The 13,679-nt window shown below is 36.9% G+C and carries 18 protein-coding genes and 1 pseudogene; 12 read left to right on the forward strand and 7 right to left on the reverse strand.

The genetic code is table 11. The annotated features are described in order from the left end of the window. Window positions 1-2: 2 nt before the first annotated feature. From QNH48_RS16255 to QNH48_RS16270, 4 genes are all read right to left on the reverse strand, one after another. The gene (locus tag QNH48_RS16255) at window positions 3-1,520 is read right to left on the reverse strand and encodes a spore germination protein (RefSeq protein WP_283951112.1); all 1,518 of its coding nucleotides are present in this window, start codon (window positions 1,518-1,520) and stop codon (window positions 3-5) included. A gap of 99 nt (window positions 1,521-1,619) precedes the next feature. After that, complete coding sequence (locus QNH48_RS16260; protein ID WP_283951113.1) at window positions 1,620-1,823, reverse strand: spore germination protein; 204 nt, start codon at window positions 1,821-1,823, stop codon at window positions 1,620-1,622. Between the two features lie 122 nt (window positions 1,824-1,945). Then, entirely contained in the window at window positions 1,946-2,086 is a 141-nt protein-coding gene (locus QNH48_RS16265; protein WP_165979261.1) for a hypothetical protein, read from the reverse strand. Window positions 2,087-2,192: 106 nt separating this feature from the next. Further along, complete coding sequence (locus tag QNH48_RS16270) at window positions 2,193-2,705, reverse strand: methylated-DNA--[protein]-cysteine S-methyltransferase (RefSeq protein WP_283951114.1); 513 nt, start codon at window positions 2,703-2,705, stop codon at window positions 2,193-2,195. 67 nt (window positions 2,706-2,772) lie between these two features. On the opposite strand from QNH48_RS16270, the gene QNH48_RS16275 reads away from it, so the two are divergent. The 3 genes from QNH48_RS16275 (at window position 2,773) to QNH48_RS16280 (ending at window position 4,802) form a co-directional block, all read left to right on the forward strand. Next, the gene (locus QNH48_RS16275; protein ID WP_283951115.1) at window positions 2,773-3,693 is read left to right on the forward strand and encodes a DNA-3-methyladenine glycosylase family protein; all 921 of its coding nucleotides are present in this window, start codon (window positions 2,773-2,775) and stop codon (window positions 3,691-3,693) included. A 66-nt stretch (window positions 3,694-3,759) separates the two neighbouring features. Then, complete coding sequence (locus QNH48_RS30470; RefSeq protein WP_349655089.1) at window positions 3,760-3,885, forward strand: hypothetical protein; 126 nt, start codon at window positions 3,760-3,762, stop codon at window positions 3,883-3,885. Beyond that, window positions 3,870-4,802 carry a DUF3231 family protein gene (locus QNH48_RS16280; protein ID WP_349655090.1) on the forward strand — a complete coding sequence of 311 codons (933 nt, stop codon included), beginning with the start codon at window positions 3,870-3,872 and terminating at the stop codon, window positions 4,800-4,802. The genes QNH48_RS30470 and QNH48_RS16280 overlap by 16 nt, the downstream gene beginning before the upstream one ends. A gap of 40 nt (window positions 4,803-4,842) precedes the next feature. On the opposite strand, the gene QNH48_RS16285 is transcribed toward QNH48_RS16280, so the two are convergent. After that, complete coding sequence (locus tag QNH48_RS16285) at window positions 4,843-5,196, reverse strand: VOC family protein (protein WP_283951116.1); 354 nt, start codon at window positions 5,194-5,196, stop codon at window positions 4,843-4,845. Window positions 5,197-5,552: 356 nt separating this feature from the next. On the opposite strand from QNH48_RS16285, the gene QNH48_RS16290 reads away from it, so the two are divergent. The 9 genes and pseudogenes from QNH48_RS16290 to QNH48_RS16330 form a co-directional block, all read left to right on the forward strand. Then, on the forward strand, window positions 5,553-6,461 hold the full coding sequence (locus tag QNH48_RS16290) for a putative selenate ABC transporter substrate-binding protein (protein WP_283951117.1): 909 nt from the start codon (window positions 5,553-5,555) through the stop codon (window positions 6,459-6,461). A 13-nt stretch (window positions 6,462-6,474) separates the two neighbouring features. Beyond that, the gene (locus tag QNH48_RS16295; RefSeq protein ID WP_283951118.1) at window positions 6,475-7,236 is read left to right on the forward strand and encodes a phosphonate ABC transporter ATP-binding protein; all 762 of its coding nucleotides are present in this window, start codon (window positions 6,475-6,477) and stop codon (window positions 7,234-7,236) included. After that, window positions 7,229-8,866 (forward strand): PhnE/PtxC family ABC transporter permease, encoded by a 1,638-nt coding sequence (locus QNH48_RS16300; protein ID WP_283951119.1) that lies wholly within the window; start codon window positions 7,229-7,231, stop codon window positions 8,864-8,866. Before QNH48_RS16295 ends, QNH48_RS16300 begins: the two co-directional genes overlap by 8 nt. A gap of 262 nt (window positions 8,867-9,128) precedes the next feature. Then, a complete protein-coding gene (locus tag QNH48_RS16305; RefSeq protein ID WP_283951120.1) occupies window positions 9,129-10,295 on the forward strand; it encodes an MFS transporter in 1,167 nt (388 codons plus the stop codon). A gap of 66 nt (window positions 10,296-10,361) precedes the next feature. Further along, complete coding sequence (locus QNH48_RS16310; protein ID WP_283951121.1) at window positions 10,362-10,685, forward strand: hypothetical protein; 324 nt, start codon at window positions 10,362-10,364, stop codon at window positions 10,683-10,685. A gap of 192 nt (window positions 10,686-10,877) precedes the next feature. Beyond that, complete coding sequence (locus QNH48_RS16315) at window positions 10,878-11,282, forward strand: VOC family protein (RefSeq protein WP_283951122.1); 405 nt, start codon at window positions 10,878-10,880, stop codon at window positions 11,280-11,282. 175 nt (window positions 11,283-11,457) lie between these two features. Further along, window positions 11,458-11,814: a cytochrome c551 gene (cccB, locus tag QNH48_RS16320; RefSeq protein ID WP_283951123.1), complete on the forward strand. Its 357-nt coding sequence runs from the start codon at window positions 11,458-11,460 to the stop codon at window positions 11,812-11,814. A 139-nt stretch (window positions 11,815-11,953) separates the two neighbouring features. Continuing rightward, complete coding sequence (locus QNH48_RS16325; protein WP_283951124.1) at window positions 11,954-12,121, forward strand: hypothetical protein; 168 nt, start codon at window positions 11,954-11,956, stop codon at window positions 12,119-12,121. Between the two features lie 15 nt (window positions 12,122-12,136). Beyond that, window positions 12,137-12,463, forward strand: a pseudogene (locus QNH48_RS16330) (thioredoxin domain-containing protein); the annotation flags it as partial. Window positions 12,464-12,535: 72 nt separating this feature from the next. On the opposite strand, the gene QNH48_RS16335 reads toward QNH48_RS16330, so the two are convergent. Continuing rightward, window positions 12,536-13,138, reverse strand: a complete 603-nt coding sequence (locus tag QNH48_RS16335; protein WP_283951125.1) for an alpha/beta hydrolase — start codon at window positions 13,136-13,138, stop codon at window positions 12,536-12,538. Window positions 13,139-13,206: 68 nt separating this feature from the next. Continuing rightward, entirely contained in the window at window positions 13,207-13,635 is a 429-nt protein-coding gene (locus QNH48_RS16340) for a MarR family winged helix-turn-helix transcriptional regulator (RefSeq protein WP_283951126.1), read from the reverse strand. Window positions 13,636-13,679 lie beyond the last annotated feature (44 nt).

The raw sequence follows: 13,679 nt of genomic DNA on the forward strand, positions 1-13,679 counted from the left end.
GGTCAATTTTTTTCTTTAGCCTTTTCAGGGTCATATTTGTTTTCGTTTCCAGGTCTCGTTAGGTCTGGTCTTTTATAAGTGAATGATAATGGCAGCCGAATAATACTGTCCTTCCAATCGGCGAAACGCGGAGGATAAAAAGGTGATAAATAAGGGCTCCCAAGGCTCGATTGCCGTAACAGGTGCAGTAGTAAAAAGCAAAAGCCGTACATAATTCCGTAAAGCCCCCAAAATCCAGCCAATATAATGAGAGGAAATCGCAATAGCCTAATGACGTTGCCCATTGAATAACTCGGTGTAACAAATGATCCAAGAGCGGCTAAGGCTATGATGATAATGAGAATGTTGCTCGTAAACCCTGCGTCTACTGCTGCTGTTCCAATCACGATACCTCCGACAATACCCATTGTTTGACCCACTTTGGTCGGCAATCTTGCGCCCGCTTCTCGTAATAATTCAAGGAAAAATTCTAATAATAAAGCTTCAATAATAGGTGGAAACGGAACCCTTGCCCTCGACTCGCTAAGGGTTATCAACAAAGTTTGAGGAATGACTTCATAATGAAAGGTGATACAAGCAACATAAGTTGCGGTAAGGAATACGGAAAAAAATAAAGCGATTAATCTTAATAATCGGTAGAATGTTCCAATTTGCCAATTCACATTACTATCTTCTATAGCATAAAAAAATTCCATGAAAGTGTGAGGGCAAATGATAGCCAATGAGCTGCCATCAACCAATACCGCCAGTTTCCCTTTTAACAGCAAATCACAAACTCGATCCGGGCGCTCTGTTAACGACATTAAAGGGAAAATGGATAAAGATTTATCTTCTATAAGCTGTAAAAGTACGGAACTATCTAAAATTCCATCTATTTTTATCCCATCGATTCTTTGTCTTAACGTGTTGACCATTTGCTCAGAGGCAATCCCACTCATATACAGAATGGCACCAGATTTATTTGTGCGGCTCCCTACCACAAAATTTTCTACACATAAATCCGGATCTTTTATGTAATTTCGGATAAGGGAGATATTTGTCATAAGGCTTTCAGTAAAGGCTATTTGAGGACCAATAACGTGAGTCTCATTCTCCGCTGTTGATAATGAACGTCCCTCTCTGGAAGGGATTTTTGCTAAAAGAACGGATGTTTCTCCTTCTAAAAAAATGATTACATTTCCGTCTAAAGCAGCTTTGATCACCTTTTCCATCTGATTTGACTTATCAATCTCACCAACTGATAAATGCTCAACTACTTTTTGGATTGAATCGAAGGAAAGGTCTTTTATTGGATGAATAATATCCTGATGAAACATGGTTTTATCGATTAATGTACCAATGGAGAAAAGGGTAATCCCTGAACTTCCAACCTCATTCTCTAAAATGTCAGCACTATGCTGTAATCTTTTTCTAAACTCAAACGACATTTTTTCTTTTGTTTCTGGAATAGGATCCTGGTTCTTAGTTGATAAATCACCTTTAGGTGAAAAAAACTTCTTTTTAAAGAACAATTTCAGCACACTCTCTATCCTTTAAGACATTTTCTTAATGTATTATTTACCATTAAAACCTCTTTATACCACTGCATTTTTTTACAAAAAAATAAAGCAATGCTTATATTAGCATCGCTTTGGGAATTTCAAGATTGGCTCATTTTCGGTATCCATTTCTGAACACATTTCAGAATCGGGGCTTGTGTTGTTTTCGCCAGAGCCACCGATGGTTTTGGTAATGGAGATGGGTGAAATGTAAATAGCACCGCCAAAATTAACAATGCCGCCTGAAATCGTTCCAATTGAAACATTATTATGGTTTGTGACCAAAGTAACCCCCTCCTTGGTGTTATATTATGATATGTCTGGGTCTTGTTAGCGTTCATCATAAACAAAATAAAAGAGCCCACTTAAATAAGGCTCTTTTGGCTGGTTCCTATTGTTTTCTCTTTCTAAAAAAAGGATTTAAACATTTCTTGGTGATCGTTGCATTCTTTGCAAATGTACTCAATTTCTAACGGATCTTCTCTTACCATATGTACGGTTTCTCTGCTGCAATTTTCACAAAATCTGACTTCCTGGATTTGTTCCATGAAATAAGCACCTCTTTTTCTTCGTTCATAAAAATAGTATGTCCAAGAATATCATGTCTTTTGCATCCATATCTATGCCATTTTTCATGGTTAAATCCTTGTTGACTTATTTTGCATTTTCTTTTTCAATTTTTAAAAGCTGCTCCTTCATTTCCAATCCACCTCGAAACCCGGTCAGTTTACCGTTCTTCCCAATAACTCGATGACACGGTACCGTTAAGAGGACTGGATTTGCTCCAATTGCTGTGCCAACAGCACGGACTGCAGTAGGCCTCTGAATTGCATTTGCAATATCGGAATATGTCCACGTTTCTCCATAAGGAATTTGACAAAGTGCATTCCACACCTCTGTTTGAAAATCTGTTCCCTTTAATTCTTGGGAAATGGTAAATGAAGTACGTTCCCCTAGGAGGAATTCTTTAAACTCAGCAACATATGGCTGCATGACGACATCATCCTGAACCAATGAACTTCCTGGATAATGTTTGTTGACCCAAAGCTCCAATTCCTCAAAAGGTTTATTCTGCGAACCCACGTAACAAAGTCCCTTAGAAGTTGCTGCCATATATAGTTTCCAATTTTCATAAACCAACTGTGTCCAATATAGTGTAGGTTTCATCTTAAACCCCTCCATCGTCTTTCTATGTTATAACTTAATTATATCATTGAAAAGAGGCGGATGATGAGTGATTCAGACATGGGTAATTAACGACGATGAATTAAAATTGTCTTTACCAGAAGAATTCAACTTTAAAGAAAATATAAATTATCTAGCGAGAAATAGTAACGAGTGTCTTTTTCATATCAAAAATAACCGTGTTTACAAGGCAATTCCAATTGGAGCAGAAACACTAATTATTGAAGTTAGTTCTGAAGATGGTGACCATTTAATCATTCGATTCTTGGGTGAGAGTATGCAGACTACCACAGTAATTCATGCAGAAGTCGTCCGTTATGTTAGAGAGTGGTTTGATTTAGACCGAGATATAAGTCCTTTTTATTCCATGGCTAAGGAGGACCCCCTACTTGGTCCAGCTGTTGATTCCTTTTATGGCCTGCGGATTATTGGAATTCCTGATTTATTTGAGGCCCTTTGCTGGGGCATCCTGGGGCAGCAAATTAATTTATCTTTTGCCTACACATTAAAAAGACGTTTAGTCGAAAAATTTGGTAGAAGTGTTGTGCATGACGGTATCACCTATTGGGTGTTCCCCTCACCGGAGGATATTACTGGATTACAAGTTGAGGAATTAGAAAGTTTGCGCATGACAAAAAAGAAATCCGAATATCTCATTGGGGTTGCTCAACTTATGGTTGAAGAAAAATTAACAAAAGAAAAGTTATTAAATTTAAGTAATCATAAGGATGCCGAGAAAATGTTAGTCAAAATCCGAGGTATTGGTCCGTGGACGGCTAATTATGTTTTAATGCGTTGTCTAAGATACCCCTCTGCCTTTCCTATTGATGATGTAGGTCTGCACAATGCGATTAAACATCGACTAGGAAAAGAACTAAAACCCACCAAAGAAGAAATCATAAAACTAGCAGTAAATTGGACGAATTGGGAGTCTTACGCAACATTCTATTTGTGGAGGTACCTTTACTAAAGACGTATAGATTTAAAATGGATGAAAAAACTAGGAGAAACGATTTAACTAAGGAGCATATATTTAATGAAGTCCATTAAGCCAATTAAGATTACCTCTAAACATACGGATCATCCATATGAAAAATTAACCTCAGCAGAATTGGGTAAACTTTGGGCTGTCTATAGGGAAATACCATGTCCAAATGTGTAATTAGTTATTATCTCCAGCATGTGAATGACAAGTACATAAAAGAAATCCTGAAAAATGCTCTAACCATCGGTAACGAATTTCTTAAAGACATTAAAACTATATTTGAAAAAGAGCATTTCCCCATTCCTATTGGCTTTACGGAGGATGATGTTAATTTAGGTGCTCCTAGATTATTTGCTGATGAATTTTATCTTCATTATTTAAAATACGTAGCTAAAGCAGGGCTGAGTCTCTACTCCACTGCGATTCCATTAATGCTTAGAAAAGATGTAAGGGATTTTATCTTAAAGTGTAATCAATTAACCACTGATTTGTTAGTAACCCTTAATGATACATTAAAAGAAAAGGGGTATTTAACGAGGCCGCCGGTAATCCTGATTCCAGAAAAGGTTGAATTTGTACAAAAGGAAAGTTATTTTAATGGTTTCTTAGGTCATGTCCGCCCTTTACACGGTCTGGAGATTGCTCATTTATACGATAATATGGAAAATAATTCAACAAGCAAAGTACTATTAATTGGCTTTGGACAGGTAGCGCAAACAGAAAAAGTAAGAGAATTTATGCATCGCGGAAAAGAAATCACCATGAAGCATATTGAATCTTGTAGACAACAGTTACATAAAGAGGATTTGCCTGCACATCCACTTTTGGATGACTTGGTAGAAAACTCAACATTTGCCCCATTCTCAGATAAACTTATGATGTTTCATAAAATTGATATGTTCAGCATGAAAATCAGATCCTATGCGAATGCTTCATCCCTTAACGAGCGGCATGATATTGGAGCTATGTACAGCAAATTTTTATTGGATATAGGGCTTTATGTACAAGATGGTGCCAAGATATTTATTGATGAAGGATGGATGGAACAACCGCCTCAAGCAGTTGACCGAGATTCCATGTCTTCGAATAAATAACATAAAAAAAGAATGAGCTACCTGCCCATTCTTTTTTATGTTATTTTTCCCAAAGTTCAATTCGTCTTCCCTCTGGATCTGCAATCCAAGTAAAGGTACCGAACTCACTCTTTTCAGGTTCCTTAAGTAAAGGAATCCCTTGTTTTTGTAGGTGTTTTAAACATTCATTCATATCTTCAACCTGAAAATTCAACATCACCTGCTGCTCCGTTGGAAAATAATCACTATCCTCTTTAAAAAGTGAAAAGATGGTATCATTTCCTTCTTTAGAAGGAAAGATCGTTCCATTCCATTCGTTATCCAAAGGTATTCCTAATACCTCTTTATACCATTTTTTTAGTTCAATGATATTACTAGACCTCCAAAAGACTCCACCAAAACCTATTACATTCATACACTCACCTCAAATTTCGTCTTACGTATTATTTCTATTTTCAACCCCTTTAATCCTTTATATATTTTTAAAAGCCTTTTTTTCTCAACAGCTATTGCCTAAAATGTGGAATGTCGAAGAATGGTCACAAACGATAACCGCTTAAAAAATTAACCTCCCGCATTTTGTGCGGGGGATTTCTATATTATCAAGTGTTTTACCCTAATATCCTATTATTTTCCTATAGAAAATCTAGATTAAATTCTATTTGTATAATAGATAAAATGAATTTAATAGAATGAAACTATTCATTATAATCAATTGAGCAAGACATAACTAGTGTGCTAAACTACAAATTTAATGAGGTGAAATGTTTTATGAAAAAATGGTTAACGAGTATCATTTTATTTATGCTTGTTTTTTCATTGGCTGCTTGTGGGCAAACTGAAGATAAAGCAAAAGAAGGTAATGAAGGAAAAGAAGATAAAAAAACTGAGGAAGTATTTAAAATTGGTGCGATTCCCGATCAAAATGCAGCTTTCCTTCAGACAGGAATGGAAGCTGTTGCAAAGCAGTTAAGCGAAGAGACTGGTATGAAAGTCGAATATGTACCTTCTGTAGACTATGCAGCACTCGTTACAGGATTCCAACGCGGTGAAATACATTTAGCATGGTTTGGCGGTTTAACAAGTGTGCAGGCAAGAAATCTTGTGCCAGATGCAGAATCAATTGTTCAACGACCACGTGACGCTGAGTTCAAATCTGTATTCATTACCCAAGAAGGCTCAGGTATTAATACATTGGCTGATTTAAAAGGAAAATCCTTCACATTTGGCAGTGAAAGCTCTACCTCAGGACATTTAATGCCGCGTTTTTTCTTAGCTGAAGAAGGTATTGATGCTAACACTGACTTTAATGGAAAGCCTAACTTCTCAGGCTCTCATGATACAACGTACAAGTTAATCGAATCAGGTTCCTTCCAAGCTGGTGCGTTAAACATTTCTGTTTGGGAAGCAGCTGTAAAAGAAGGAAAAGTAGATACAAGCAAAGTGAAAGTATTCTATACTACACCAGATTATTATGATTATAACTGGACAATTAATAGCAATGTTGCAGATGTATTTGGAAGTGATGCTAAGCAAAAGGTAAAAGAATCACTCCTTTCTATGCCAGGCGACACTAAAGAGATTTCTGATTTGTTCCAAACAGACAAATTTATTGAAACAAAAAATGAGAACTATGAAAAGATTGAAAAGGTTGCCAAAGATTTAGAGATTATAAAGTAGTAGGTGTTGTTACATGTCATCCAAAACGATGATTGAAGCAAAAAAAATATCAAAACATTTTGAGCGGAAGATAGCCCTATCTTCCCTTTCTTTTTCTATCAAGCAAGGTGAATTGGTTGCATTAATTGGACCAAGCGGTGCTGGAAAAACAACTTTGTTGAATTCTATTGCTGGAATTTTATCACTTGAGGACGGAGAACTCCTCATTGACAGTAAACCGCTCAAAGATTATAAACGAGGAAAAAGGTTTGCGAAGAAAATTGGTGTGATTCGTCAGCAGTTCGATTTAATTGGTCCTCTTGCTGTTATTCATAATGTCCTCGCAGGTAAATTATCAGAGTGGAGTCTTTTTAAATCGTTATTTTCCCTGCTAGTCCCCCAAGATAAAGAATCGGCATTAACAGCACTTGAAAGAGTCGGTTTAAAGAACAAACTTTACGAAATTACTGCTACACTTTCAGGTGGTGAACAACAGCGTGTGGCAATGGCAAGATTAATGGTACAAAACCCAGAAATCATTCTTGCAGATGAACCAGTAGCCTCACTCGACCCTGCAAGAGCAGATGATGTGCTCAGCATGCTGACAAAAATCGTTACTGAGAAAAATCAAACATTACTTGCCAGTCTGCATTCAGTAGAATACGCCAAGAAATACTTTACGAGAATCATTGCTCTCAAAAATGGTGAAATATATTTTGATTTGCCAACAGAAGAAGTAACATATGAAAAATTAAATGAATTATACCAACTAAAGGAGCAGGGTTCAGATGATTAAGCTAATCCCCTCCCTTAGATTGCATAAAAGATTCATTCTTACTTTACTGTTGATCATGGTTTTCGTTTGGAGCCTTTCCTCTATACAGTGGAACTCAGAACTTTACCATGCTGGCGGGATTCCTACCATGCTGCAAATATTTGAAGGGTTAATTCAGCCAAATTTGGACCCTGTACTTTTATTAGTGGGATTAGAATCGGCTTGGATTACCCTTGCGTATGCGGTTGCTGGAATGTCGCTAGCGATAGTTTATGCTTTTATTGTTGGTGTATTAGCCTCAGGAACATTAACTTCCAGCAAATTATCGCGTATTATATCTAAAGTGTTTTTTCGAGGGATTTTAGGTTTTACTCGTTCGATTCATGAATTAATCTGGGCCTGGCTTTTTGTGGCAGCAGTTGGACTATCCCCCTATGCCGCAATCCTGGCACTAGCGATTCCATATGGTGGAATTTTAGGACGAATTTTTGCAGATATGTTAAATGATGTTCCAGAGCAGCCTATTCTCGCTTTGAAATCAGCAGGCTCCACCCGCCTGCAAACACTTATTTATGGCTATCTCCCATTGATTTGGTCAGATTTTATTAGTTATACCATGTACCGCTTTGAGTGCGCCATTCGTTCCTCAGCGATAATGAGCTTTGTTGGCCTTGGCGGTCTGGGTTTTCAAATCCAAATAGCACTTGCAGATTTGAAGTATGATTCCGTGTGGACATTTGTCTTTTTCCTTATCGCTCTCGTGATTTTTGTGGATGGTTGGAGTAATTTCGTCCGTAAAGGATTAACAGAGCATAAACGAAGGAAAGGACTAAATTCAGGGTGGCTCTCCGTCCTATTTGCACTTCTCTTAATTGTCGCTTCCTGGTTTTATATCACAATTGGTGAAAAAGCTAATTTAGGAGAATTATTATCAGAGAATAACCTGGAATATGCTAGTAAGTTTTTCGGTGGACTCCTTGGAATCAATCAAGAAAACCCAGCATTCCTTAATGGAGAAAGCTGGTCATTAGCGTTGGAACTGACAATGGAGACTCTTGAAATGAGTATCATGGCAATAGGCTTTGCAACGATTGTCGCTTTCATAACCGTTATTCCAGCCGCTAGAAACATAGCGAATGGAAGTCTTACCTTACAAAAAAATTGGTATAACAGAATACTTTACGGTGTAATCCGCCTTTTTTATATCTTTTCAAGATCGGTTCCAGAATTAGTTTGGGCAATGATGATTATTTTCATATTTAAACCTGGTATCTTACCCGGAGCATTAGCCCTTGCCCTTCACAACTTTGGTATTCTCGGTAAACTCTGGGCAGAGGTTGTCGAAGATATGGATCCAAGACCTATCCGCAACCTGGCAACTGCTGGAGCTTCAAAAATAGAAATCCTATTTTATGGAATTCTTCCGATAGTTCTCCCTAGATTTCTCACGTATATTCTCTATAGATGGGAAGTAATTATGAGAACGACCATTGTTGTTGGTTTTGTAGGTGCTGGTGGTCTGGGGATGGAGTTTAAACTAGCAATGAGTTATTTTGATTACACACAAATTACCTTATTGTTACTTTGTTATATGATTCTCGTCATCATTGCAGATTTTGCGTCTGAAACAACTCGAAAAGCAGTTAAATAAGAGCACATGTCATCCTGACTTGTGCTTATTTTTTGCGTTTTTTTCTGCTATTCATTTGCTAGTAATTGCTAGTTAATTGCTATCTAAATGATAGCATGTTTAATTGATTCCTTTTGGCTGTTTTGCAAAATTAAATCAAATAAAAAATTGAAATACTTGTATTGGATTCATGTTTTCTATTATCCTAAGCATAGCACCCAAAATTTAATCAATAGTATACATATGGATTTGAAGTGTTCAGATCATATAGGAGTTGGAGTATTTGGAAACAAAAAGAGCTTTACCTATTTTATTTTTAGTCATGTTTTTAGTGATGATTGGTTTTGGAATCATCATCCCTGTTCTGCCTTTTTATGCTGAAGAGATGGGGGCGTCCCCTACACAACTCGGATTATTGATGGCAGTTTATTCATTAATGCAGCTCATTTTTGCGCCATTTTGGGGTAAATTATCCGACCGAATCGGTCGTAAGCCGATCATGATGATGGGCATTGCAGGATTATCGTTATCCTTCTTTATGCAGGCGATGGCTACGGAGCTTTGGATGTTATTTGCAGCACGTATCATTGGCGGAATGCTATCTTCTGCAAATATGCCAACTGCAATGGCCTATGTTGCTGATATAACAACCCCAGAAAATCGTGGGAAAGGAATGGGCATTATAGGGGCAGCCGTTGGACTTGGTTTTGTATTTGGTCCTGCCATTGGTGGGATTTTTTCAAAATCAAGCATGAGTATGCCTTTTTATTTAGCTGGTGCATCTTCGTTAATAACCTTAGTCATTATTTTCTTTTTCTTGAAAGAATCCTTACAAAAAGATAATGCAGAAGTGAACCAAGGGAAAACAAAATCACGATGGAAAGCATTTTCTGGTCCTGCAGCGGTATTGTTTTTATTACAGCTGTTAATCTCTCTTTCATTATCTGGCTTAGAAGCGACCTTTGCCTATTTTGCTGCAAAAAAAGCAGGATTAGGAGCCATACAGCTAGGATATATTTTCATGATTATGGGATTTGCTGGTGCGATGGTACAAGGCGGTATGGTTGGCAGATTAACAAAGAAATACGGAGAAGGTAAAGTTATTCAAGGTGGAATTATTGTCTCGGCGGTAGGTTTTGCTTTAATCCTTCTAGTAGACAGTTTTACAACTGCAGCAATATTTTTATCCATCTTTGGGATTGGAAACGGCGTAATTCGCCCGAGTGTCTCTTCCCTGCTGACGAAAACTACAGATTCTGGTCATGGAAGTGCAACTGGACTGCTTTCCTCTTTTGATTCATTAGGCAGAATAGTTGGACCTCCCCTTGGCGGTTGGTTATTCTCGCTTTCAATCGGCTTACCTTATATATCTGGTGCAATCATTTCAGTTATAGCCTTAGTAGTTTATCAATTTTATCGTTCAAAAGCTTTAGTCTTAAAAACAAACTAGCATATGTCATTAGGACATGCATAAGATAGGTTACGAGGATGTACTTGTTAAAAGGAGTTGAGATGAATGAAGATACTCTCTCATTTCACGACGTTTTTCTTCCTATGTATCATAGTTGCTCTTGTAGCCTATCTTGATTCTCCGTACTCATTTATCCATAGTGGCTATTCCTATTCCACCAGTGAACCAGCTGTGGCACAGCCTGTCGACGTAGAACCGCCAACTGATGTGCCGGTTTTGGAGAATAGGCTTGATAGTGTTAAACAAATGGACGGTTATTACGTGGAAATCTATCAGGAATACGAAGTATATTACGATGAAGAAGGAAACGTAGTCAAAAGAGATCCTACATCAAAAACAGAAAGTGTCCGCTATTGGGATGAACCTTAAAAGCTGTCGAGTACTCATCGACAGCTTTTCTTTTTTTGTTAATTCAAAGACTGAAATATAATTATTACTTGATAATCGAACTAATGTTCGTTTATAATCATTGTATAACCTTGTTTAAATTCCAATATTAATGAGCAATAATAATTGGAGCAAAAGGTGAAAATTATTGTATTTATTAAAGGAGACTAAAAAATGATTAAACCCTATTTAATGTTTAACCGAGAATGTGATGAGGCTTTTAAATGGTATCAAAAAGCTTTTGATGGAGAAATCATTGCTATTCAAAAATATGGGGATATGCCTCCAAGTCCTGATTTTCCTATTGCTGAAAGCGATAAAGATCTTGTTTTACATATAGAAATGAAAATTACCGAAACGGGCTATATTCTGGGTTCAGATTATAGACAAGATTTACAGGATGCTGGAAAAGTGTGTATTAGTGTAGAGCTTAATTCTGAGGAAAGCGCCATTAGAGCTTGGAGCATACTAAGTGAAGACGGAAACATTCATATGGACCTTCAACCAACATTCTTCGCTAAGCTTCATGGATCGGTGAAGGACAAATTTGGAGTAACCTGGATGTTTACTGTTAGTTAGAAAAAAGCAAGAGGCTTCCCAATCACTTGGGAAGCCCTTAATTATTTGTCATGATATTAAGAAGTCTTAAACCATTTAATTTGAAGGTTGTAAAAAATCGAAGCACTTCATTGAGACTTTGTAGAATATTCATAGTCAATTTTAGAAAACCTATAAGTATATGGAGGTGAATAAGATGAAAAAATGGCTCTATAGTTTAATTTGTGTTGCTTTTATAGGCTTTCTTACAGCTTGTGGAGGCGGTGATGATGAGACAGAACAAGATACCACAACTACTGAGGAACAAGCAGGCGATGAACAGGAAACAGCTGATGCAGGGAATGGAGAGGCTCTATTTCAGCAAAGCTGTTCTTCTTGTCATGGTGGAGATTTAAAAAGTGGAGGAGCTCCAGATTTAGATAAAATCGGGTCACAATACTCCAAAGATGAAATATTAAATATTATTGAAAATGGTAAAGGCGGTATGCCTGCAGGACTTCTTAAAGGCGATGACGCAGCTGCTGTTGCTTCATGGCTTGCAGAGAAAAAATAAAAGTAGGTAAAAACCAGAATGGACATTCCAATCTGGTTTTTTTTGAGCGAATAACGATAAGAGCAATTATTTGATTGATAAAATAGTTTACACTACAATTAAGTAGTTAATGAACATTAAAAATGGTAAGGAGAAAAATATGAAGTTTAAATTAATAGTCTTGGTCCTCATTTCTATTCTACTTATTACAGCATGTGGACAAAAGACACTTAGCGAGCCAATTACATTACATAACCAGGATCAGAAGGAAGTAACGTTTCCTTTGGAAAAACCAACTGTATTCTTTTTTATCACTTCCTACACCTGAGGACTCTGTCACCAGCAACTAGTTCAGTTGCATGAAAATATCGGCAAATTAGAAGGCATGGATGTAGAAATGTATGTAATTAGCAAAGATCTACCCGAGGAACAACTACAATTATACAAAGAATTAGAAAGTATTTATGGTAAGAGCCTCCCCTTTGTTTCTGATCCAGATTTGGAATTAATCGATTTCATGGGTATGAAAAATGGTGATGTTGCATATAGAGGCTATGGGATGCTTGACCAAGATGGAAAAGTCGTTTTTAAAAGTGTGAATGATCACTGGGGAGAGCAAATTGATAAAACAGTTGAAGAAATTAAAAATGAATACAATAAACTAAAATAAACAACAGCTGGCCACAATCAACTCGATTGTGGCGCCTGTTGTTTATAAAGAATTACACCCCTGATAGTATTTTTATAAATTTCGATACCACTGTGCCGCAGCCTCTACTTCTTCTCTTGTCAATTGATGTCCTCGAGGCTCCCAGTGAAGGACAACATTTGCATTCGCTTTTACTAATAAGGATTGTAATTCTTCTGATTCCACTGGTGGACAAATGGGGTCATTGGTTCCAGCTGCGATAAATACGTGCTTACCCTCTAAATTAGGAAGATCTATTCCCCTTCTAGGTACCATAGGATGATGTAGAATCGCACCCTTTAGAGCATTTTCGTAGTGAAATAGTAAACTTGCTGCAATGTTAGCTCCATTTGAGTACCCGATTGCGATAATATTATCACGGTCAAAATCATATTTCACCGCTGCTTCATCAAGAAATTCATTTAATTCCTTTGTTCGAAAAATCAGGTCTTCTTCATCAAACACCCCTTCCGCTAATCTACGAAAGAATCGCGGCATACCATTTTCTAGTACATTTCCACGAACACTTAAAACCGATGCCTCGTCATCAATCATTCCTGCTAGGGGCAGTAAGTCTAATTCATTTCCACCTGTACCATGCAGCATTAAAAAAGTTGGCTTTGTTAAGTCTTTTCCCTTATTAAATATGTGTTTCATTTCTATCTACCTCCAGAACCTCATTTTAAGGTAAGAATCTCTAATACGAGATACTTATTAATAATTATTTAAGCTTCTACTTTACTCTTTACTTTTTTTAGAAGTGTTTTGATTGTTTCTACTTCATCTCCACTTAAAGAACTAAAAATATCATCAACTAATTCCTGATGCTTGGGCATGATTTCGTTCATTAATTGAATTCCCTCATGTGTTAAGGTTACATGAATAATTCGGCGATCCTCTGGACAATCATTTCTACATAACAAGCCTCTTTTTTCTAATTTATCGATTACATAGGTCATAGAACCGCTAGATATTAAGATTCTGCTGCCTATCTGCTGAATGTTTTGTTTTCCATGTTGGAAAAGTACCTCTAATACGGCAAATTCCGTAACACTCAATTTGTTTTTCGTCATTTCATCTCTTATTACTTCTTGGATAGATTTAGATGTTTGCATTAATAACAAAAATGGCTGGTTGGTACATTTGTTATCCATATAATCACCTCCTAAACTATTTTGATTTCGAATATCTTGAATAT

This window comes from Neobacillus sp. YX16, from assembly GCF_030123505.1.
Classification (GTDB): Bacteria; Bacillota; Bacilli; order Bacillales; family Cytobacillaceae; genus Neobacillus.

What these genes read in the sequence shown, in the direction of transcription:
- QNH48_RS16295 (WP_283951118.1), top strand. Translation starts at nt 6,475, where the DNA reads ATGTCATCCAAAACGATGATTGAAGCAAAAAAAATATCAAAACATTTT.
- QNH48_RS16340 (WP_283951126.1), bottom strand. Translation starts at nt 13,635, where the DNA reads ATGGATAACAAATGTACCAACCAGCCATTTTTGTTATTAATGCAAACA.
- QNH48_RS16315 (WP_283951122.1), top strand. Translation starts at nt 10,878, where the DNA reads ATGATTAAACCCTATTTAATGTTTAACCGAGAATGTGATGAGGCTTTT.
- QNH48_RS16310 (WP_283951121.1), top strand. Translation starts at nt 10,362, where the DNA reads ATGAAGATACTCTCTCATTTCACGACGTTTTTCTTCCTATGTATCATA.
- QNH48_RS16285 (WP_283951116.1), bottom strand. Translation starts at nt 5,196, where the DNA reads ATGAATGTAATAGGTTTTGGTGGAGTCTTTTGGAGGTCTAGTAATATC.
- QNH48_RS16270 (WP_283951114.1), bottom strand. Translation starts at nt 2,705, where the DNA reads ATGAAACCTACACTATATTGGACACAGTTGGTTTATGAAAATTGGAAA.
- QNH48_RS16265 (WP_165979261.1), bottom strand. Translation starts at nt 2,086, where the DNA reads ATGGAACAAATCCAGGAAGTCAGATTTTGTGAAAATTGCAGCAGAGAA.
- cccB (WP_283951123.1), top strand. Translation starts at nt 11,458, where the DNA reads ATGAAAAAATGGCTCTATAGTTTAATTTGTGTTGCTTTTATAGGCTTT.
- QNH48_RS16300 (WP_283951119.1), top strand. Translation starts at nt 7,229, where the DNA reads ATGATTAAGCTAATCCCCTCCCTTAGATTGCATAAAAGATTCATTCTT.
- QNH48_RS16280 (WP_349655090.1), top strand. Translation starts at nt 3,870, where the DNA reads ATGTCCAAATGTGTAATTAGTTATTATCTCCAGCATGTGAATGACAAG.
- QNH48_RS16335 (WP_283951125.1), bottom strand. Translation starts at nt 13,138, where the DNA reads ATGAAACACATATTTAATAAGGGAAAAGACTTAACAAAGCCAACTTTT.
- QNH48_RS30470 (WP_349655089.1), top strand. Translation starts at nt 3,760, where the DNA reads ATGAAGTCCATTAAGCCAATTAAGATTACCTCTAAACATACGGATCAT.
- QNH48_RS16290 (WP_283951117.1), top strand. Translation starts at nt 5,553, where the DNA reads ATGAAAAAATGGTTAACGAGTATCATTTTATTTATGCTTGTTTTTTCA.
- QNH48_RS16325 (WP_283951124.1), top strand. Translation starts at nt 11,954, where the DNA reads ATGAAGTTTAAATTAATAGTCTTGGTCCTCATTTCTATTCTACTTATT.